The sequence below is a fragment of the Streptomyces sp. NPDC050988 genome (assembly GCF_044456225.1).
Classification (GTDB): Bacteria; Actinomycetota; Actinomycetes; order Streptomycetales; family Streptomycetaceae; genus Streptomyces.
In genome coordinates this window covers 303,360-321,758 of the sequence record NZ_JBITFQ010000010.1, presented here as the reverse complement: position 1 = coordinate 321,758, position 18,399 = coordinate 303,360, and the positions used below count along the sequence as shown (strand labels likewise).

Annotated in this window: 18 protein-coding genes; 10 read left to right on the top strand and 8 right to left on the bottom strand. The window is 71.4% G+C overall.

The window, feature by feature from the left end:
* Positions 1 to 576 precede the first annotated feature (576 nt).
* The gene (locus ACIBEI_RS23735) at positions 577 to 3,123 is read left to right on the top strand and encodes a Helicase associated domain protein (protein ID WP_398891951.1); all 2,547 of its coding nucleotides are present in this window, start codon (positions 577 to 579) and stop codon (positions 3,121 to 3,123) included.
* Between the two features lie 182 nt (positions 3,124 to 3,305).
* On the opposite strand, the gene ACIBEI_RS23730 is transcribed toward ACIBEI_RS23735, so the two are convergent.
* Positions 3,306 to 3,551, bottom strand: a complete 246-nt coding sequence (locus tag ACIBEI_RS23730) for a hypothetical protein (RefSeq protein WP_398891949.1) — start codon at positions 3,549 to 3,551, stop codon at positions 3,306 to 3,308.
* 299 nt (positions 3,552 to 3,850) lie between these two features.
* On the opposite strand from ACIBEI_RS23730, the gene ACIBEI_RS23725 reads away from it, so the two are divergent.
* The 5 genes from ACIBEI_RS23725 (at position 3,851) to ACIBEI_RS23705 (ending at position 7,400) form a co-directional block, all read left to right on the top strand.
* The gene (locus ACIBEI_RS23725; RefSeq protein ID WP_398891947.1) at positions 3,851 to 4,249 is read left to right on the top strand and encodes a hypothetical protein; all 399 of its coding nucleotides are present in this window, start codon (positions 3,851 to 3,853) and stop codon (positions 4,247 to 4,249) included.
* A gap of 187 nt (positions 4,250 to 4,436) precedes the next feature.
* Positions 4,437 to 4,718, top strand: coding sequence for a hypothetical protein (locus tag ACIBEI_RS23720; RefSeq protein WP_398891945.1), 282 nt, complete (start codon positions 4,437 to 4,439; stop codon positions 4,716 to 4,718).
* Between the two features lie 17 nt (positions 4,719 to 4,735).
* Positions 4,736 to 5,053, top strand: coding sequence for a hypothetical protein (locus tag ACIBEI_RS23715; RefSeq protein ID WP_391223084.1), 318 nt, complete (start codon positions 4,736 to 4,738; stop codon positions 5,051 to 5,053).
* A gap of 292 nt (positions 5,054 to 5,345) precedes the next feature.
* The gene (locus tag ACIBEI_RS23710; protein ID WP_398891942.1) at positions 5,346 to 6,218 is read left to right on the top strand and encodes a radical SAM protein; all 873 of its coding nucleotides are present in this window, start codon (positions 5,346 to 5,348) and stop codon (positions 6,216 to 6,218) included.
* Positions 6,219 to 6,263: 45 nt separating this feature from the next.
* Positions 6,264 to 7,400 carry a protein-L-isoaspartate(D-aspartate) O-methyltransferase gene (locus ACIBEI_RS23705; protein ID WP_398891959.1) on the top strand — a complete coding sequence of 379 codons (1,137 nt, stop codon included), beginning with the start codon at positions 6,264 to 6,266 and terminating at the stop codon, positions 7,398 to 7,400.
* 56 nt (positions 7,401 to 7,456) lie between these two features.
* Here ACIBEI_RS23705 and ACIBEI_RS23700 read toward each other — a convergent pair whose 3' ends face one another.
* Complete coding sequence (locus ACIBEI_RS23700) at positions 7,457 to 7,717, bottom strand: type II toxin-antitoxin system RelE/ParE family toxin (RefSeq protein WP_398891940.1); 261 nt, start codon at positions 7,715 to 7,717, stop codon at positions 7,457 to 7,459.
* Positions 7,714 to 7,989, bottom strand: coding sequence for a type II toxin-antitoxin system Phd/YefM family antitoxin (locus ACIBEI_RS23695; protein WP_398891938.1), 276 nt, complete (start codon positions 7,987 to 7,989; stop codon positions 7,714 to 7,716). The genes ACIBEI_RS23700 and ACIBEI_RS23695 overlap by 4 nt, the downstream gene beginning before the upstream one ends.
* 706 nt (positions 7,990 to 8,695) lie before the next feature.
* Here ACIBEI_RS23695 and ACIBEI_RS23690 point away from each other — a divergent pair.
* Positions 8,696 to 11,266: a hypothetical protein gene (locus ACIBEI_RS23690; protein ID WP_398891936.1), complete on the top strand. Its 2,571-nt coding sequence runs from the start codon at positions 8,696 to 8,698 to the stop codon at positions 11,264 to 11,266.
* A gap of 39 nt (positions 11,267 to 11,305) precedes the next feature.
* Here the strand turns inward: ACIBEI_RS23690 and ACIBEI_RS23685 are convergent, their stop codons facing one another.
* A complete protein-coding gene (locus ACIBEI_RS23685; RefSeq protein ID WP_398891934.1) occupies positions 11,306 to 12,424 on the bottom strand; it encodes a competence protein CoiA family protein in 1,119 nt (372 codons plus the stop codon).
* Between the two features lie 201 nt (positions 12,425 to 12,625).
* On the opposite strand from ACIBEI_RS23685, the gene ACIBEI_RS23680 reads away from it, so the two are divergent.
* From ACIBEI_RS23680 to ACIBEI_RS23670, 3 genes are all read left to right on the top strand, one after another.
* Positions 12,626 to 13,027 carry a hypothetical protein gene (locus tag ACIBEI_RS23680; protein WP_398891932.1) on the top strand — a complete coding sequence of 134 codons (402 nt, stop codon included), beginning with the start codon at positions 12,626 to 12,628 and terminating at the stop codon, positions 13,025 to 13,027.
* 387 nt (positions 13,028 to 13,414) lie between these two features.
* A complete protein-coding gene (locus ACIBEI_RS23675; RefSeq protein ID WP_398891930.1) occupies positions 13,415 to 13,726 on the top strand; it encodes a hypothetical protein in 312 nt (103 codons plus the stop codon).
* A 228-nt stretch (positions 13,727 to 13,954) separates the two neighbouring features.
* Complete coding sequence (locus tag ACIBEI_RS23670; RefSeq protein ID WP_398891928.1) at positions 13,955 to 14,185, top strand: hypothetical protein; 231 nt, start codon at positions 13,955 to 13,957, stop codon at positions 14,183 to 14,185.
* 146 nt (positions 14,186 to 14,331) lie between these two features.
* On the opposite strand, the gene ACIBEI_RS23665 is transcribed toward ACIBEI_RS23670, so the two are convergent.
* The 4 genes from ACIBEI_RS23665 to ACIBEI_RS23650 form a co-directional block, all read right to left on the bottom strand.
* Positions 14,332 to 15,051, bottom strand: a complete 720-nt coding sequence (locus ACIBEI_RS23665; protein ID WP_398891926.1) for a hypothetical protein — start codon at positions 15,049 to 15,051, stop codon at positions 14,332 to 14,334.
* A 236-nt stretch (positions 15,052 to 15,287) separates the two neighbouring features.
* Positions 15,288 to 16,502, bottom strand: coding sequence for a DnaB-like helicase C-terminal domain-containing protein (locus ACIBEI_RS23660; RefSeq protein ID WP_398891924.1), 1,215 nt, complete (start codon positions 16,500 to 16,502; stop codon positions 15,288 to 15,290).
* Positions 16,503 to 16,725: 223 nt separating this feature from the next.
* A complete protein-coding gene (locus ACIBEI_RS23655; RefSeq protein WP_398891922.1) occupies positions 16,726 to 16,971 on the bottom strand; it encodes a hypothetical protein in 246 nt (81 codons plus the stop codon).
* Positions 16,972 to 17,326: 355 nt separating this feature from the next.
* Positions 17,327 to 18,307, bottom strand: coding sequence for a TnsA-like heteromeric transposase endonuclease subunit (locus ACIBEI_RS23650; protein WP_398891920.1), 981 nt, complete (start codon positions 18,305 to 18,307; stop codon positions 17,327 to 17,329).
* Between the last annotated feature and the right edge of the window lie 92 nt (positions 18,308 to 18,399).

Sequence of the window (18,399 nt, the reverse complement as noted above, 5' to 3'; positions counted from 1 at the left end):
GCGCGCGGTCTGCTACGCAGACACGACGCGCCGCTGCTACGCAGCGGGTGCTTTTGACGCCGACGGCGTCCCGGTTTTGATCCGCTACGCGGCTCAAAAGCAACTACGGTCGACATCTGGACAGTAATGGTTGCTCTGGGTCTAAGTCGCTGACTCCCTCGGGTGGTTGCTGCCAAGACAAAAGCGGCTGGCTACGGGGTCGGGGGCTGTTGCGTCCTTTATCTGCTGGTCGTTTGATGGTTGCTCAAGTGGTTGCAGTGTGGGCAACCACTTGAGCAACCATCAACTGGAGTGGCCTCCGTGTTGTGATGGTTGCGACGGCCAACTGGTATCGGTTTGGTCATTGTTCGGCCCCCTGGCTGGTTGTGCAACTGTCGGTGGGGAATCCTGCGGAGATCTTGGTTGTAGGAGTAGGTTGAGGTCTTCAGAGTACACGACTTCTAGTGATGCATCAGCGGGTAGGCTTTGGGAAAATCGCCCGCCGGGTGTCACCTCTGATCAACTCGACAAGATCACAAACTGTGCAAGGCGGTGGCTGATGATGCTCTCGTTCGTGTCCTGTCCGCGGGGTGCCCGGTGAGCGGGAGCGGGGCGCCGGAGTGGCGTCACGTCGGGGAGCACATCGCCGCGGCGGCACGGGAGTTGCCGGCCGGTGTTCCGATTCCTCCGGGCGGGCTTCGGGCCTTGGGGGTCTCGGCGCCGGGGACGGGCAAGACGGCCGTGGGGTTCGGCACGGCGCGGGCGGTGGTTCCTGGCGGCCGGGTGCTGTGGCTGGCGCCGTGGCGGAGTCTGTTGGTGCAGACGGCGGCGGCGTGGCGTGCCGCCGGCTTCTCCGGGCGGGGGGTGGCGGTGGTCTCGAAGTCGGGTCCGGCATTCGCGGAGTTCGGGGTGCGGGCTACGACGAGTCCTCCGCAGCTGGGGCTGTGGGCCGGGCGGGGGCCGGTGTGGGTGTTCGCCACCTACGACTCGCTCAGCTTGCGCCAGGAGGGCGGTGAGGACGTTCCGGGGCCGCTTGAGCAGGCGTTGCTGGGGGCGTATGGGCAGGAGTTGGCGCCGTTCGATCTTCTGGTCGCGGACGAGGCGCACCACACGTCTGGGGATGCGGCGAAGCCGTGGGCGGCGGTGCATGACAACGCGCGGATTGTGGCGGATCGGCGGCTGTATCTGACGGCGACGCCGAAGATCTGGGCGGTGCCCGAGGGGCGGGCGGGTCGGAGGGACCGGCTCGTGGTGTCGATGGACGATGAGGCGGTGTACGGGAAGCGGGCGTTCACCTACGGGCTGGTGGAGGCGGTGGAGCGCGGGACGCTGGCGCGGTTCGAGGTCGACGTGCTGGAGATCGCCGATCCTGAGCCGCCGGGGGCGGATGCGGACGATGAGGCGGTGCGCGGGCGTCGGCTGGCGGTGTTGCAGGCGGCGTTGCTGAAGCTGGCGGCGGAGGTGGGCGTGAAGTCGTTGATGACGTTCCACAACCGCACCGTGGACGCGATGGCGTTCGCGCGGGCTTTCCCGGAGACCGCGGCGGAGCTGCATGCCGGTGATCCTGGGCGGTATCCGGAGCGGGTGTCGGCGGAGTGGCTGTGCGGGGATCACACGCTGGAGGTGCGGCGGCTGGTCATGGACCGGTTCGGGGACGGGGTGGACGAGGAGGGGCGCGAGACGGACTTTTCGATCTTGTCTTCCTGCAAGGCTGTCGGGGAGGGGCAGGACATCCGGGGGCGCCGAGGTGTCGGCGGGGTCGCGTTCGCCGACACCCGCGGCAGTGCGACGGAGATCGTGCAGAACGTGGGGCGGGCCCTTCGTCAGGCGCCGGGCGAGGGCAAGATCGCGCGCATCGTGGTGCCGGTGTATCTGCGGCCTGGGGAGAAGCCGGACGATATGCTGACCTCGGCCTCCTACCGGCCGCTGGTGGCCGTGCTGCAGGGGCTGCGCTCCCACGGTGACGGTCTCATCGAGCGGCTGACGCTGCGCACCGAGCACACCGGTCGCGGCGAGAGCGAGGACGTCACGGGTCTGGACCCCCAGCCCGTCACCCCTCCCAAGGCGAAGGACGCCGGCGACGCGGGCGACGGCAGTGGCGGTGACGACCAGGAGCAGGCCGAGGAGAGTCAGCGGCGCGCGGCGGAGATGTGGGAGCAGCTGCTGAAGTTCTCCACGCCCCGGGATCCGGACCTGATCGCGCGGTTCGTGGAGCGCCGGGTCCTGCTGCCCGACTCCGAGCTCTGGCTGACCGGCTACGACCTGCTGCGCCGGTGGGCCGGGGAGCACGGGCACGCGAAGGTGCCGCTGAACGAGACGGTGCCGGGGCCGGACGGTGAGCCCTACGCGTTGGGTGGGTGGGTCAGTGAGCAGCGTCGGGCGCAGCGGGAGGGGGTGTTGGCGCCGTGGCGGTTCGACCTGCTCATCGAGTTGGGGATGGTGTGGTCGGTCCATGACGCCGCCTTCGAGGTGTGGGTGTCCTGCGCGCGGCGCTACTTCGCGATGTACGGGACACTCGCTGCTCCTCGGGAGGCGGTCATCGACGGGCGGGCGATCGGCGAGGCCCTGCGGAACTTCCGTAGGCCCGGCGGGCTGGGGAAGAACGCCGAGCGGGCCCGGAGGCGTGATGGGCTGCTGTGTGCGATCGATCCCGACTGGAACCCGCGGGAGTGGTCGATCATCTGGCAGCGCCACTACGCCGGTCTGAAGACCTGTCTGGACGGCGGGGCGACCCTGGCGGACCTCCGCCCCGGGATGCTCGTGTTCGGCGACGACATCGGCCTGTGGCTCCTCCAGCAGCAGAAGGACTGGGGCCAGCTCAGTGAGAAGCAGCGCCAACGGCTGCTCGAGGTGGGGGTGCAGCCGGCGGTCCGAGGGACTCTGCCTGTCGGGGCGGGTGGGGACGATGTGCTGCTGGCGGCGGAGGCCAGCATCTGGGAGCGCAACCTCGCCGCGGCCCGTCAGTACCGGGAGCGGGAAGGCCATGTGCGTGTCCCCCGGGGGCATCGCGAGACGGTCGTGGACGCGGCGGGGGTGCATCACGTGCTGCAGCTCGGCGTCTGGCGCAGCAACACGCGGAGCCGCCGTGCGAAGCTGCCGAAGGAGCAGTACGAGGAGGCCGCTGCGATCGGGCTGTTCGCCTGAACGGTCTGGCGGATCCTGGGCGACCCGACGAGCGCAAAGCAGATGGGGAGTCCGCTTGTTGCCCTGAGTGCAACTCTGTTGGGTCGTCTTCGAGTTGCACTCAGGGCAACTCGATTATTGATTGCACTCAGGGCAACATAGGTGCGGCTGGTGCGGTGTCCTGGTTCAGCTGGGCGCCGTGGTCACCGGCGGAGGGTGCCCGTCAGGTAGTAGCCGGTGATCCGGGGGCGGCCCGCCGCCGTGGTGTTCGTGGCGTGGAAGTAGGACGCGGGGATGTCGAAGGTGCGAGGGTCCCGGCCGGACTCGTCGGTCACCTCAACGGTCCGCGCGCCGGGCTCGTAGGAGCGCACGACTACCGTCTCGGGGAAGTGGGAAGTCGCCCCGCCCTGGCACGTCGTGTAGATCTGGCGGGCCTCAACGCGGTGCACGACTCCACCTTCGGAGCAGACGACGGGAACCCGACTGTAGTGCCCGGGGGCCGCTGTCTGCTCGGTTTGGCGTCGGTGGCGGGCGGGCGAGTACCGGTTCGTGGCTGGAGGCAGGGTGGGCGTCGGCCGAGGCGCGGGATGTGGCGCTGGGAGCAGCTGGTGCCTCTGCCGTCCTGGGTTCCGCCGTGTAAGGGGCCGTGTCCTGGAGGCGCGGCCGGCGTTGTACAGCGGGGACCGCGCGGGTCGGCGTCTTCCCTGTGTCCGCGCTGTCCTGCGCCCCCAAGGAGAAGGAGCCGCCGATGGGCCGCATCAAGGCGGGCAAGCCTCGAAGGCCGCGCCCCGAGTCACGCACGGAGCCGCCGTACATCGCGCTCAGCCTCGACGGGCCGACGCTGGCCCTGGCGTGGAACGAGAACGCGGACCAGGCCCTCGCTGAGCACGGCGACAAGCTGGTCATCGTCGCTCCCGCCCAGGGGCAGGCCCGCTTGCTCTGGAGCGACCTCGCGGCCGAGACGCCCCGCGTCGGCACCCGCGACCTCATGGTGAGCGACGCCGACCAGTGGCGCGGCTCCCGCTCCGATCATCCCGACGCGTTCCTGGCCTGCCTCCGGTACCCGGAGGACGACAGCCCGGCCAGCGAGGACATCATCCGCTACCGGGCCTTCATCCGGTCCCTGGGGCTGGAGCCGGTCATCTGAACCGCCGGAGACGAGGTGCGCCACCAGCACCTGAAGAACCTCCGCTGCAGGGCCAGACCTGAACCGAACCTCCTCCGTGTGCGCCGAGCGGGCCGCCAGCGGCTGGCCGGGAGGGTGGCGGACCGAGGGCCTGACGCTGCTGGGTGCGCCCGCGTAGTCTGGTCAGGCACCGAAACCGGAGGTCGCAATGTCCGCTGAACCCCTCGGCCACGCTTCGGGGCCGATCGACCGGCCCCGTACGGTCGGCACGATCCGCCGCGCGCTGCCGCCTGAGCTGCGCGACCGCTTCCAGGCCGCCTTGGACGACGCCGACCCCGAGGATCTGTTCGGGCTGGTCGCGCAGTGGGCGGCTGTTGCGCAGACGACCACCGATGCGGGCGCGGATGCGGCGGCTGGCGCCGTCCGGTCCGGGACCGCGGCCACGTACGAGCTCGGCGACGTGTTCCCCGCGCTGGCCGGGATCCTGTGAGCCGGAGCCGTTATCGAGTGGTCTTCACAGACGGCGCCCGGGAGGCTTTGCGCGAGTTGGACGGCGCGGAGCGGCTGGCGAACATCGCCCCGGGAGCGCTGTCGCGGGAAGCCTTGAGTGCACTGCTCGCCGGCACGACGCTGGGCACACTGCTGGAAGACCTGGAAGCGCTGGCCGCCGATCCGTACGGCGGGCCGACCCTGGCGCGGACAGCCGGGGCGGAGGATGACCGTACGGGCCTGCTCGGCGCGCTGGCGGTCACTTACATGGTGAGCCCCGCGACTCAGCCGCCCGTGATCACGGTGACCACCATCCGGGGCCCCAAGGGCGCGTAATTGCACTGTGGATGCTGCCCCTGCGAGCGGTGTCCGCGTGGTCATCCAGGTCCATGACACCCGTCGGTGGCGCCCATCGGGTCTCGGAGGGTGCCGCGCGGAGTGGCCGGCTCTGCGCTCCGCCAGCCGGCCACTGAAGAACATGCCGCCGGCCCGTCCCCGATCACGCACCGACGCTGCAGCCCCTGCGGACGCGGGAACGGCACGGGACCGTCTACATGCCCGGCCAGGCCGCCGAGCCAACTAGCCACAACAGCAAACAAGTTGACGGCCAGCGGCCTACGATCGCGTCATGACGATTGCTCCGGAGGCCCCCGCCACGCTGCGGTTCCTGTCGTTGGAGATCACCGACCGTTGCCAGCTGACCTGTCCGACTCTCTGCTACGCCGAGTCCGGGCCAACCCGGAGCCACGGCAGCATGACCGAGGACGACTGGAACCGGACCATCGACGAAGCCGTCGTCCTCGGCGCCGAGGGCATCCAGCTCATCGGCGGCGAGCCCACCCTGCACCCGGCGTTCGCCAGGATGGTTCGGCGCGCGGTCGGCGCCGGCCTGTGCGTCCGGGTCTACAGCAATCTGCTTCGGATCCGCGACGAGCACTGGCGCCTGTTCGGGCACCCCAACGTGCAGCTGGCGACGACGTACCACAGCACCGTCGCAGCTGAGCATGACGCGGTCACCGGCCGAGAAGGCTCGCACAAGGCGACGCGTGCCAACATCGTCGAGGCCGTCAGGCGCGGCATCCGGCTGAAGGTCGCCGTCCTCGACGGTGGCGACCACGAGCGCGCTGAGCGGGCCCGTGCCGAGATGCAGGCCCTCGGCGTCCACGAAGTACACGTCAGCAAGGTGCGGGCGGTCGGCAACGCTGCGGGCACCGCGTTGCCGTCCACCGCGTCGCTGTGCGGGCGGTGCGGAGGCACGAAGGCGGCTGTTCTCCCGGACGGGAGTGTGTCGGTGTGCGAGATGGGGCGGTTCCTGACCGCGGGCAACGTCAAGGACGCGAGCCTGGCGTCGGTGCTGGCCAGCGACCGATGGGCTGAGGTGACCGCGAGCATCCCGCGTCGCGCCGGCGCGGCTCCCTGTCCTCCCGACTGCGCGCCGAACGACGACAGCTCGTGCGGGCCGGACAACTCCGGGCCGTGCGGGCCGGCCGACGACGGCTGACACGGACAAGCGAGCGGACACGGAAGGGACTGCAGGGACTTGGATCTGGACTGGGAGACTCATGCCCGCCGTCTTGCCGACGGGCATCTGCGGCCGGAGTCACCGTGGTGGCGGCCGATCGCCTCCACCCCCCGGCACCTGTTCGTGCCGAACTGGTGGGAGCGGGACGCCCACGGCCGGGTGGCCCGCAACGGTCCCGATGACCCCGAGGCCTGGTTCAAGGCCGCCTACCGCAATCAGACTCTCGTGACCCGGATCGGCACCGACCACGCCGATCTCGTCGAGCCGGGCACCGTGGTGCCGTACGGCAGGTGGCCGACCTCGTCCTCGACTCTGCCCAGCCTGATCGCCACCATGTACCGGCACGCGATGCTCGGTGACGGCTCCCGCACCCTGGTGACCACCGGCACCGGATACGGCACGGCCCTGGCCTGCAGGCGCCTGGGCGACGAACTCGTGACGAGCGTGGACGTCGATCCGTACCTGGTGGAGGCCGCGACCGACCGGCTGGCCAGTATCGGCCTGCACCCGCACACCGCCGTAGGCGACCTCACCGAGACGCTGCCCGGCGACTTCGACCGCATCGTGTCCACCGTCTCCGTCCGGCCCGTGCCCGCCTCGTGGCTGACCGCGCTACGCCCCGGGGGCCGGCTGGTCACCACCATCACCGGCACTGCGCTGATCCTCGTCGCCGACAAGACGCCGGACGGCAGCGCCCGAGGCTTCATCGCCTCCGACCAGGCCACGTTCATGCGCACCCGCCACGGTGACGACTACGACGACGTCTCGCCAGCAGCCGAGGTGTGGCAGACCGCGGACGAGGAGGGGGAGACGTCCGTCAGCCGTTACCCGCTCACCTACGTCCCGGACTCCTGGGCCGTGCACGCCACCCTGGAGCTGGAGGCGCCCGGCATCGAGCACCGTACCGAGCGGCACGAGGGCGGCGGGCGCACCGTGTGGATGGCTCACCCAGACGGCTCCTGGGCCCGCGCCAGCGCCAAGAAGTCCCGCGACCTGCCGACGGTCCACCAAGGCGGTCCCCGCCGCCTGTGGGACGTGCTGACCGATGTCCTCGACCGCCTCATCATCGGCGGGGAGCTGCCGGTGACCGGAGCCCGCGTCACCATCACCCCGGATGGCGAAACCACGCTCTCACGCGGCCGGTGGTCAGCCGCCCTGTAAGAGGCCGGTCAGGGGCCCGCCTGGGCGCCGCGTGTTGCGGGCCGTGATCAGCGGGTTCAGGGAACGCGGCCGACCTTCAGTACGAGCACGGTGATCGTCTCGTCGTCGGGCTCGTACAGGATGCGCCAGTCGCCCACCGGCATCCGCCAGTAGGCGGAGCCGCCCAGCTGCCGGGCTTCGGGCGGGCGGGGGTCGTCGGCCAGGGCGCGTACGGCGGCGGCGCACTCCTTGGCCCCTTGGGGGTCGAGCTGGCGCAGGCGGCGGAACTCGGTGGTGGCCTGGTGCTGCCACACCACGGTGTAGGTGGTGCTGGTCACGACGCGGCGGCCTGCCGGTCCTCGGTCTCCAGTTCGGCCATGAACGCCTCGTGCGTCACCACCGGTCCGCCGGCGGCTTTGCGGGCCTCGGCGTCGGCGCTGTCGGCCTCGTCCCGCAGGCGGCGCAGCTCGGCGAGTTCGTCGACGGGGATCAGGGCTGCGGCGGGGGTGCCGTAGTCGCTGATCACGATGGTCTCGTGGCCGTGGCGGACCCGGTTGACGAGCTTGCCGAGCTCGTCGCGGGCCTGCACCAGCGGGTACGTGTCATCCATACCCCCGAACTGTACACATTGGATGGTGTGTACGGGATGGGTTGGTGCGGCTGGATTCTTTTCGCCGGTCTTTTGCGCGGCGGATAATTTCGCGACCGCGGTTTGGTTTGCTTGTCGCCGTCATTTTCGTCACGGATTTTCCGGCAGCTCCTCTCTTTCGTCTTTTCGCGCGGGAGTCTTCTTTTCGTGGCGACGTTGAATTTCCCGGAGGTGGAGGAAAATTGTTCCGAATGTTCTTCCCCGGATTTTTTCGCTTCGGTCTTTGCTGGTCTGTGATTTCGATACACTGGCAGCCCCGGCGGGATTTCCCGCCGGGGCTGCCGCGGTCCGCTCCGCAAGGTCCGACGCCGGGAGCGGTTCCGGGGATCAGGAGGGTGCGGGCCGCCAAGAGGCGGCCCGCACTACCGGATCAGGACGAACACGATCCGCGCGAGCTCCACCAGGAGCCGCACGAGGTCCGGCCACGGCACACGCCGCGCCGCCCGGGTGCGTACTTTTGTTCGGGGCATGGGTAATTCACCTCCTCTGATTGCCGGGAACGAATAGCAGCGTAGCGCGCAGGGAGGCTATGCTGTTAATGCCGCAGGATATTCGCCGGTTTCCGGTGGAGCCCGGGCTTTTGACGGTCAACTGGAGGCCTGACGTCGGCCGTGCGCGTACCCGAAGGGGGTGCGGGCGGGCGCCGGGCGGGGAGGGACGAGCAGGCATGTGGTCGGGGCGCTGGGACAAGGCGGCGGAGCGGGCTTTCCTGCGCGGTGCGGACGGCATCGTCGCGCTCCGGGCCGGGGCGCGGGACGGCGGCGAGGCTGGCCGGGAGGTCGCCACGCGTCTGCTGGCCTGCTGCTTCGCCCTGGTGACATACGAGGACATCGGTACCGAACTCGAGGAGGCCGCAAGGCTGCTGGCCGGGCGCGGGAGCAGCGATGTCACCGATGCGCCGGGCGGGCGGGTGTGGCTCGCGCGCGTGCTGGGTGAACGGGCCGCCGGGCACAACGAGCGGCACGACCTCGACCCGCGCTACGACGCCGGGTACGTCGATGCCGCCGCCCACCCGGCATGGACGCTGCTGGCCCTTCCCGGGTTCGCGTGGCGGCTGCGGCTGCTGCAGGCCTCGACCAAGACCACGACGGTCGCGCTCGCGGCCGGACTCGGCACCGGCGCGCACCACGTCGCCCGCTGGGCCGCGGGCAGCGCCCACCCCTCCCCCGCGCAGCGCGAGCAACTCGCCGGGGTCCTCGGGATTCACCCGGCCTGGCTGGCCGAGGAACGCGACGACACTGCCGAGCTCGACCTCTACCGCTACGACCGGTGCCCGTGCGGCGGTGCCAGGGACTTCACCCGCGCCACGCTCGACCAGGCGCACGAGTACGGCGCGGCCCTCAACGAGGACGGGCCGGTGCACTGGTGCGACGGCTGCGGCCAGGCCTACCTGCGCGCCGCCGGTGAGCGGCTCGTGCCGCTGCCGCTCGCCCAGATCCCTGATCCCCTGTACTACGACCGCCTCTACAGCGCCGCCGATGCCGATCACGGCGGGCTGGGCGTGCCCTGGCCCCATGCTCTGTGGAGCCCCGGCACCAGCCCCCGCGAGCGCGGCCCGCTGCGCGTGCCCGACCTTCTCACCCGGCCTCCGCTCATGCCCGCGGCGCCCCGGGTTCCCGTACCGGCCGCAGCGCCGCGCCCGCGCAGGTCCCGGCCTGCCGGAGCCCAGCGGGGTGTACTGCCCGCCGCGGGGATCGACCGCACGATGCCGGAGAAGGTGCAGGCCCTCGTCGACTGGGTCGGGGGTACCGGCCGGGCTCTGACCGGCAACGGCCACCTCAAGCTCGCGGATGCTCGCGCCCTGGTGGAGGCCCTGGACACCGGCGATGCCATGGCCGAGGTCATCGGCGGCGAGGAGTTCCCGATCCGGTCCAGTGCCGAACTGGCCGGGCTGCACCGGGTGTTGTCGTGGGCGCAGGCTGCGGGTCTGCTGCGGATCGAGGACAACCGTCTGGAGCAGGTACCCGGCCGCCCGCGCGCGGGCGCCGATCCCGGCGCCTTGCGCAAGGACATGTTCGACGCTCTGCCGCAGGCCGCCCTGGCTGTCCTGGACTGGGCGATGTGGAACTCGGTCTCCCCGATCGCCGAGCCGGACGAGCTGGATGCCGCCCTGGTCATGGTGTGGGACCTGCTCGGCGGCACCACGAGCTCCCTGCCCGCGTCCCAGATCGCCGACGCTGTCTGGGGATCGCTGACCGACGACGGCGCCGTGGAGTACGAAGAACACGAACTCGTCGAGAAGCTGGTTCGGCGGGACGTCCGGATCATCCTGGAGCTGTGCCGGGACGCGGGCGCTGTGGACCTCTCCGACGACGGCGGCACGGCGGTCCTGACTGAGTTCGGCCGCGTCGGCACCGCTGGCGTCGGCGACCGGCCATCCCACCGCGAGCCGCAGGTGCGGCAGCCTCCCGAGGACGACTTCACCGATACGGACTGGGTGGTGTGGCGCCTGGAGGTCAGCGATCCTGGGCAACTGGTAGCCGAAGGGCTGGCGGACCGCACCGCGCAGAGCATGACCGAACTGGCCGGCACCCTGGGCTGCGTCTACAGCCACTGCGTCGACTACGACTCCATGAACGGCACCGCCGAGGGCACCTACTACGCCTGGTACGTGCGCGTGCCCCAGGCCGAGCACCAGCGCCGCGGCCCCGACGCGCTCCCGGTCGCCGTCATCACGCTGCAAGATCATCTGCGCTCAGTGCTGCCGGACGCCCTCACCGACTGGCGGCTCGCGCCGGACGGTTACCTGACCGGGCGGGTTCTGGCCGATGCGGCCTTCAAGGACGTCTACGCCGATGTGATCGGACCTCTTGAGGTGGCCTTGCTCGGTCTGCGCCGCGACGGCGCCGAGAAGCTCGATCCGGACGCCCAGATGTGGGCTCAGGCCGAGGACGGGGCGGCGGCGACGTACGCCCTGTGGCTGTGCAAGAACCCCGACGACGCCGAGGTCTCGAGCTGGCTCGTCCTGTACGTCGGCTACCTGGCCGGGCCGGAGTTCTGGGACTCCCCGCTCGGCCAGCAGATGCGCCGGTTCGGCGTCTCACCCGGCAGCCCCGTGCTGACCCTGCCGCGTCCCGGCCCGGTGATGTGGGTGGCCAGTGCGGAGACGCTCCCCATCACGCCGGGCTCGAAGGTCCTCCCGCTGGTCGGGGCCCGTCACCAGTGGACCGCCAGCGACGGGCAGCAGCTCGCCGACCGCGTCAAGCGAGATCTGCGCGCGCTCCTGCCCGGCTTCTGAGACGGCATCACCCCGGCCGGCATGGCCGCGCCACCCCAGTCACGCGGCCCTGGCCGCGCCGGGAGCGGGCCGCGCCGGGTAAACGGTGCACGGCTGGCCGAGGCAGTCGGTCCAGCCCTCCCCGTCCCGGAAAGCGGGATGCGTGCCGTAGGGCACCAGAACGTCAGCCAGGGGCTTTGCGCACACCGCGCAACGCGGCTTGCGCGTACCGGCCCGGCCCGCGGTTCTGGTGCGCGGCGGTGCGCTCCGTTGCCCGCTCGCCACGGACAGCCGAGGACCTCGGGCCGCCTGGGCGGCCAGGCGGTGCCGTCGCCGGTTGTCCTCCTCCGCCTGGGCGCGGGCGCTGTCCGCGCGCTGCAGGATCGCACGGTGTTCGCCGGCGAGCTTGTCGGTGAGGTACTCCGGCCAGACCAGGCCCCGTGCGCTCAGGCCGAGTTCGGCGAGGGGGACCGTTTCCTCATGGACGTCATCGCCCGGGCAGGGCGGGTGGTGCAGCGCGAAGACCGTCAGGTCCCCGGCCTCCCACCAGCGGCCGCTGCGCAGGTGGGGCCTGCCCCACACCACGCGGACCATGCCCTCCGCGAGCTCCATGACGCATACCGGAGCCTGTTCTGCGAACAGCACATGCGGCAGGGCCACCCCGGGGCGCATGAACCAGATGTCCTGGATGCCGGCTGCGGCGTAATCGCGGTGGCGAGCCTGCCACAACTGGTCCGTGATCAGGCTGGTTTGGGCCTCCAGGGCCAGGCGCGATCCGTCCGCCAGACGCACGTGGACATCGGCACGGCGCTCGCGGGTGGGGATCCACTGCTCCTGGCGGGCCTCGGCGATGTTCGGCAGCGAGCGCGCCCAGCGTTCCAGGAGCAGCTTCGCCTCCAAATGCCAGAGGGTCTCGGGGTGGTGGCCGCCGGTTGGGGCCATGCCCGAGGGATGAGCGAAGTGGAAGCGTCGGCTGCCGCCGGTCCTGCCCCTGGGCACCAGTGGCACACGGGTGCCCTCCGCGACGCCGTCCAGCCCTCTGAAGCAGGCCGCGCACACCACGCTCTCGCGGTCGCCGTAGCCGAGCCGACGCCACTGTTCCATCGGCCGCTCATCGACATGGACTTCCCGTCCGGTCTCCAGATCGAGGCCGACGACCAGCAGATCGTCCGATGCCATACGTGCTCTCCCCGAGGTGGTGGTCCCTGCTGCGGCAGTGTTCGCCATCGGCGGGCCCGCGAACGCGGGGCCGGGCCGCCCGTTCCGCCGCGCGGGAGGGCGAACCGACCGGCCTCGTCCGGCGTCCCGCCGCCCGGACTCGTCGAGAAAGGTGCTCCAAGTCGTCCGGCGGCGTCTGGTGGCACCGCTAGCGTTGGAGGCATGACGACTCATGGGGAGGGCACGTCGGCCGGCCAGGCCGCCGATGAGGCAGAGGCCACGAAGCGCGCGCTCAAGGCGCAGCTGTTCCACGATGCTCGGCAGGAGCCGGGACAGCCGTGTCCGTGCGGAGAATCCGGCGGACTGCACGGCGAGGAGTGCGACTGCGAGGACGGCGCGGTCCTCGTCCACACCATGCGGGTCGCCAACGGCGAGAACCTGACGGAGTGGGAGGACACCTTCCGCTGCAGCTTCGGGTGCAACGAGTGCACGCAGACGCTGACCCTGCCCGACACCCCGTGGGGCGTGCGGGAGACGGTGAAGGGCCGCGTCCAGCTCCGTGTGTTCTCCGGGGTCGTCCACGGCCAGGAGGAGCACGGGATCGTGAACGCGTGGGCCTGCTGACGGTCTGAGCGGCACCAGCAGACGCACGTCAGCCCCTGTCGGGCCTGTTGGGCCCGACAGGGGCTGACGTTGGCAGGCTGCGCGGCTCCGAGCACGTCGCAGCGGCCGCAGCTCGCCCTCCTGGCAGGGGGACGTACGCCGGACACCGTCTCGTGCCGGTGATCGGCATGGCAGCCCGGGGCGGGTGCTTCCACACGGAGGCAGCGGCCGGGACGCTCGGTGTACCGGCGGAGCCGAACCTCAGTGGTACGGTCGGAGGACTCATCGCCCCGTTTCGGGGTTTCCCCAGGAGGGGTCGCGCGCAGATGCGCGCCGTCATCAGCCCCATGGGGGAACAGCGCCACGCACACCAGGCTGGCGCCACTCGCGACGGCAAGAGGGAGCACGATGAGGTACGACCAGTTGACCAGGGGCCAGAAGCAGGAGGCCCAGGGCATTCTCCAGCGTCTGCGAGGCGAGGGCGTGGAGACGTCCGTCTCGCAGGTCGCGGTGCATTTCGATGACGCCTCCGCATGGGACGCCAAGGCCATCACCCTGGCCACGCTGCTGGACCGCACCGGCTGGACACGCAGCGCGCCGGTAGAGACGATCCACCGTGCCGAACTGCCCGCAGGAGTGCTGCGGCACGTTCGCAAGGTGCTGGGTGCCGATGGGTCGGCAGAGTCCACGGAGGCTCTGGAGCTGTTGCCCGAGGTCTGATCCGTCTGCCCCGGGCGCCGATTCGCTTGACCCCCAGCCGTTGAGTTCGGAGGGACGGACACCGTAACCGTCCCCCGAACGCTTGGCGCCACCGCTTGGCGCCACGGGGCGATCCGCTCGCTCGGCTTTCGTCTCCCCGGCACCACGGGCTGATCGAGAATCCCCCGGGCCGCAGCCCGGGCGCAGACCACCTTCTCCCACGGCGACGGCTGTTCCTGAGCACAGGAAGTGGGTGCCCAGCACGAGATCCTCACGCTCGCCGAGTTCCTGCCCCTGCTGCCGACGGCCGAGCCGCACCCCGGCCCGGGATTCGACACCCTGGCCGAGCTCTGGGAGCAGTTGCTGTTCAAGGACGGCTCCGGCGAGCGCTGGTGTGCGGCGTGTGGCGGGCTCGCGGTCCGCCGGCTCACGCCCGAGCAGTGCGCGTACTACCGCCGCTGCCACGAGTCAGCTCGATGACAAGCGGTGGCGACCGCGGGCGTGGTGCCCGAGGTCGCCGCCATCAGGCGGGCTCGCGTCAGAGACCTGGTCAGGAGGGTGCCTTGTTCAGGTGCTGCCCCGTGCCGGGCGCGCGGCCACGGGGCAGCAGGTCGTGACGACGTGGGTCAGGCGGCCGGGCGGACGGCGAGATCGGCGGCGGTACGCGCGAAGCGGACGGCCTCCTGAAGGGTGAACATGCAGTCGGCGTCGGTCGCTTCGTCCTCGTCGGGGACGCGGGCGGCCTCCCGCATCGTGCGCAGGGCCGCCGCCGCGACGACCGCAACCGGCGCAGTCGTGGTGTAGATCCGCTCGAACATCCTCGGCTCGGTGAGCCAGCCGTCGGCCCGCACCCCGTAGATCGCGGCATTGCAGATGTGGCTGGCGCCGACGAGCCAGTCCAGGACGTCCGCGGCCGCGCGCAGCAACTCCGCGCTCGCCTCTGTCTCTTCCCAGGCGGCCGCCTCCAGCACCATGTAGACGACCTGGACGAGGGGCGCGTCGTGCACCGTGACCTCACCGGCGGCGTGCTCGTCCAGGGCGGGCTGAAGGCGGGCGCGGGCGGCGAGGTCGCCTTGCGCGCGCAGCAGGGCGTGCTTGAGTTCGCGGTCCTTCACCGCCCAGGCCACCGCCGCGTCCACCAGGCGTGCCGCCTTCTCCCCCTCGGCGCCGAAGCCGGCGCGCAGTTGGGCGGCGACACGGCGGGCGGGCTCGGCGTGGCCGGGCTCCCGGCGGGCGCCGCCCGGGCCGAGCTTGGCGCGCAGCAGCTCGGTGTACTTGTTCTTGCGGCCCGTGGTCTTCTGCGCGGCGCGGGCGCGCTGACCTGCGCGGGACTGGTTGCGTGGCATGACGTCGTCTCTCCGGGCATCCCGCGCCTGCCCGCAGTCGTGCGGGTGGGTGTCGCGGGCCCGGGTGGGGACCTTGGCCGTCTGAGCTGTCCCGGCGCGGGCGGGGATACAGCATCGGCGGTCGGCGGTGCGCGTCCTGCCGGTCGGCATCATAGCGGAAACCGCCCGCCCTTCCTCGCCAACTCGCACCCGCCTTCCAGCACATCGGCGAGCAGTCGGCCGGTGCGGGGAGGGGTTCAGGGCTCGCGGGGGATCTCGTCCTCCGGGTCGTAGCCGTGCGCGACGGCATGAGCGTAGAACGCGCCGAGGGCCGCGCCCAGACGGCGTCCCCAGTCCGTGTCCGGCAGCGGGGGCCGCCCTGCCCATTCCTGCAGAACCGCCTGCTGCGCCTCGTCCGGCAGATCCCCGAACTCCAGCCCGGAGAAGCTGTCGGGTATGCCCCTGCACAACTGCCCCAGCCTCTTACCCAGGCCTTCGGGCAGACCCTCGGACGCCTCCGTCAGGCCTTGGGCCGCATCCGTGAGCGCGTCCACGACCAGACGGCCCTCATCGGAGCCGAACGCCCTGTGCACGTCGAACTCCGGTCCGATCAGCCGGGCGCGCGCCAGGTCGGTACGGATATCCACCTCGGTCCGCAGGCCGAGATCGCACTCGGTCACCCACGCCCGGTCCCCCACCAGGGCGTTGTAGCCGACGTTGAAGCCGGCGTCGTCCGCGGCGAAGGTCAGCGCGACCACGACGTCCGGGGCGAGGACGGCGCGCAAGCCGTCGCCGTCATCGTCGCCGGTCTCCGCCACCGCGAGCACCGGCACGTCGAGATCGCGGGCCAGGCGCCGCAGTTCCTGCGCAGCCCCGCCGCCGGCCTCCACCTCGTGCGCCGACGGCCGGAGGCCGGGCACCGCCTGGAGCCCGTCGACAACGACCAGGCGCAGCCCCTCCAGGTCCCGGGCCAGACGCGAGAGTTCACCGGCCTCGGTTCCGGGCCGGTCCTCGATCAGCAGCCGCGCGGCTTCCGGCCCGGCGCTCAGCTCGGTCACCGCGGCCCGGGCCGCCCCTTCCAGCCGCCCCTCGCGCAACGCCCGGTAACTGAACCGGAGCTGACCGGCCATCACCCGCGCGGCGATGTCCCGCGCGGAGGGCCCGAACGACGCGTACAGGACGGCGCCCGCATCCCGGAACAGCGCGGCCCGCACCGCACCGGCGGCAAGTAGCCCCCCGCCCGCGCCGGGCCGTCCGTCATCGCCCGCCGGGCCGGTGACGGTGACCAGGTACAGCCGCCCCGCGTGCAGGCCCCCGCCCAGTGCCTCGTCCAGAACCCGCACCAACGTCGACACCGGGGCCCGCGCACCCAGCAGCGACGCAGCCGCCACGGCGAGACTCCCGGGCAGCGGAGGCGGCGGACGCTCCTCGCCGTCCGGGCCGGGCTCCCCGGCAGCGGGGGGCGGGGACACGGTCACGGGCACCTCGCACGGGCGGGCCGGACGCGGCCGGCAACGGAGGTCCCACCGTACGGGCGGCACCCACAGCACCGGGACCGCCCCGGAAAACGGTCACCTGCCCGCGTGAATCCCGCCGCAGGGCCACCGACAAGGCCACCTGCAGCCACTACTCTGCGCAACGCCGCTGCAACACCCCCAGCCGGGTGCGGCCGGAGCGGGGGCGCCCGGCGGCTGGTCAGCGGGAGTTGGGGTACACCAGCCCGGGCAGTGGCGCGGGAGGCAGGGAGTCGTCCTGCGCCGGGAGCAGCGGGCCGCCGAAGCCGGGGGTGTCGACGAGAAGCGGCGTCCAGCTCTCAGCCGAGGGCTGCGAGTCCAGGTCGACCAGCAACACGCGGTCCGTATGGAAGACGGTCTTCTCCTCTCCTCCGCGGCTGATGGCGCCGGGGGCGAGGCGGAGGCTCTGGGGATCCTGCTCGGTCATGACGGCTCCTCGTCGGAGTGGGCTGGCTGATTGAGCGTACGGGGCCGGGCTGACAGGCAGAGCCGCATCCGGCCGCCCCTCCCCCACGGTCCGCCTGTATGGGCGGGCTTGCGGCACTGCACGGGATGCTCTCCGCCTCCGCCATGGGGTCGTCTCACGGTGCCCGCCGTCCAGCCGTGCCACAGTCCAGGATTGGACGCTACAGGCGTGACCCCGGTCACATGCGCCCGGCTCCAGTCCGCCGCCGGGCGGCTACTCAGCTGGCGGGATCGGCGAGGACCACCAGGTCGGCCGGAAAAATTGTGTACATCGTTCAGAATTTCCGGGCCGGTGGCGCGTGGCGGGGGGATGCCGCTCAGCGGGGCACGGTGAAGGGCTGGGTCGGGAGGAGCGGGCGCTGGTAGGCGGCAGGAAGGGCGGTGGCCTTTTCGGTGAGGTCCTGGCGGCTGAAGGTGCGTTCGCCTTGCCCGAACAGGGAGGGGTCGAGGTCGACGACGAGCTGGTCGCCTTCGCAGCTCACGACGGTGCCGCGGTCGTGCCCGAGGATCAGGCGGGTCCCGACATCCCACTGGGCCGGTGCGGGCCTGCGGGCGGCCGCGTCGGTGCGTACTCGGGTGCCGGTGGTGATCGGGCGGTGCAGGTCGGTGGTCAGGTCACCCCACCACAGCAGGTGCTGGATCACCGCCCGCACCATGGGCTTGGGCATCTTCTCGCCCGCGAGGTTCTCCTCCACGGCGGCGATGGGCAGTTGGGTGTCGGCGCACAGGGCGAGGATGGGTTCGATCAGCGCCTGCTGTACTTCGTGCATGGGGCGGCAGAAGCCGTGCAGGGCCTGGATGTTGGTGTAGTGCTGCGCGTCCTTGGGGCCTGTCCACCATTCGTGGGTCCAGCCCCGGGCGCGAATGGCTTCCCCGGCCCAGTCCAGCACCCGCTCGGAGGGGCACAGATCGCCGGCCGTCGGGGAGCTGTCGACGATGGTGACCTTGCCGTCGTTGCTGATCAGCATCAGGTCGGGGATGTAGCCGGCTTTCCCGGGGCCTTCCTCGGCGCGGAGTTTGAACGGCTGGCCGATCAGGGACCGCACCGTGGGGTCGAAGTCCGCCAGCTCCAGGCGTTCCCAGATGCCGTCCGTGGCCACCGGTGCCTGGCCGGTGCTGATCGCGGCGTACTGCCCGAGGTGGAGCTGCTCGCCGCGGTGGGTGAGCTGCCGTCGCCACGGTTCGGCGCGGGCCAGCTCGTGGACGTCGACGTCTGTCACGGGCATCCACTGTGCCGCTCGCCCTTCCTCGAACCGCAGTCCGATCTGTACGCCGTCAAGCAGTTGGTGGGGCCTCATGCGTGTCACCGTTTCATGCTGGCAGAGCCGCTTTCCGGCTGCGCCGTGCTTCGCCGAATCCACGGTGTAGGGGTCTGCCCTTTCTCGGCGTA

Coding starts and splice junctions, on each gene's coding strand:
- ACIBEI_RS23685 (WP_398891934.1), bottom strand. CDS start 12,424: ATGGCATCGGACGATCTGCTGGTCGTCGGCCTCGATCTGGAGACCGGA.
- ACIBEI_RS23725 (WP_398891947.1), top strand. CDS start 3,851: ATGGGCCGCATCAAGGCGGGCAAGCCTCGAAGGCCGCGCCCCGAGTCA.
- ACIBEI_RS23720 (WP_398891945.1), top strand. CDS start 4,437: ATGTCCGCTGAACCCCTCGGCCACGCTTCGGGGCCGATCGACCGGCCC.
- ACIBEI_RS23665 (WP_398891926.1), bottom strand. CDS start 15,051: ATGCCACGCAACCAGTCCCGCGCAGGTCAGCGCGCCCGCGCCGCGCAG.
- ACIBEI_RS23680 (WP_398891932.1), top strand. CDS start 12,626: ATGACGACTCATGGGGAGGGCACGTCGGCCGGCCAGGCCGCCGATGAG.
- ACIBEI_RS23690 (WP_398891936.1), top strand. CDS start 8,696: ATGTGGTCGGGGCGCTGGGACAAGGCGGCGGAGCGGGCTTTCCTGCGC.
- ACIBEI_RS23675 (WP_398891930.1), top strand. CDS start 13,415: ATGAGGTACGACCAGTTGACCAGGGGCCAGAAGCAGGAGGCCCAGGGC.
- ACIBEI_RS23655 (WP_398891922.1), bottom strand. CDS start 16,971: ATGACCGAGCAGGATCCCCAGAGCCTCCGCCTCGCCCCCGGCGCCATC.
- ACIBEI_RS23710 (WP_398891942.1), top strand. CDS start 5,346: ATGACGATTGCTCCGGAGGCCCCCGCCACGCTGCGGTTCCTGTCGTTG.
- ACIBEI_RS23650 (WP_398891920.1), bottom strand. CDS start 18,307: ATGAGGCCCCACCAACTGCTTGACGGCGTACAGATCGGACTGCGGTTC.
- ACIBEI_RS23695 (WP_398891938.1), bottom strand. CDS start 7,989: ATGGATGACACGTACCCGCTGGTGCAGGCCCGCGACGAGCTCGGCAAG.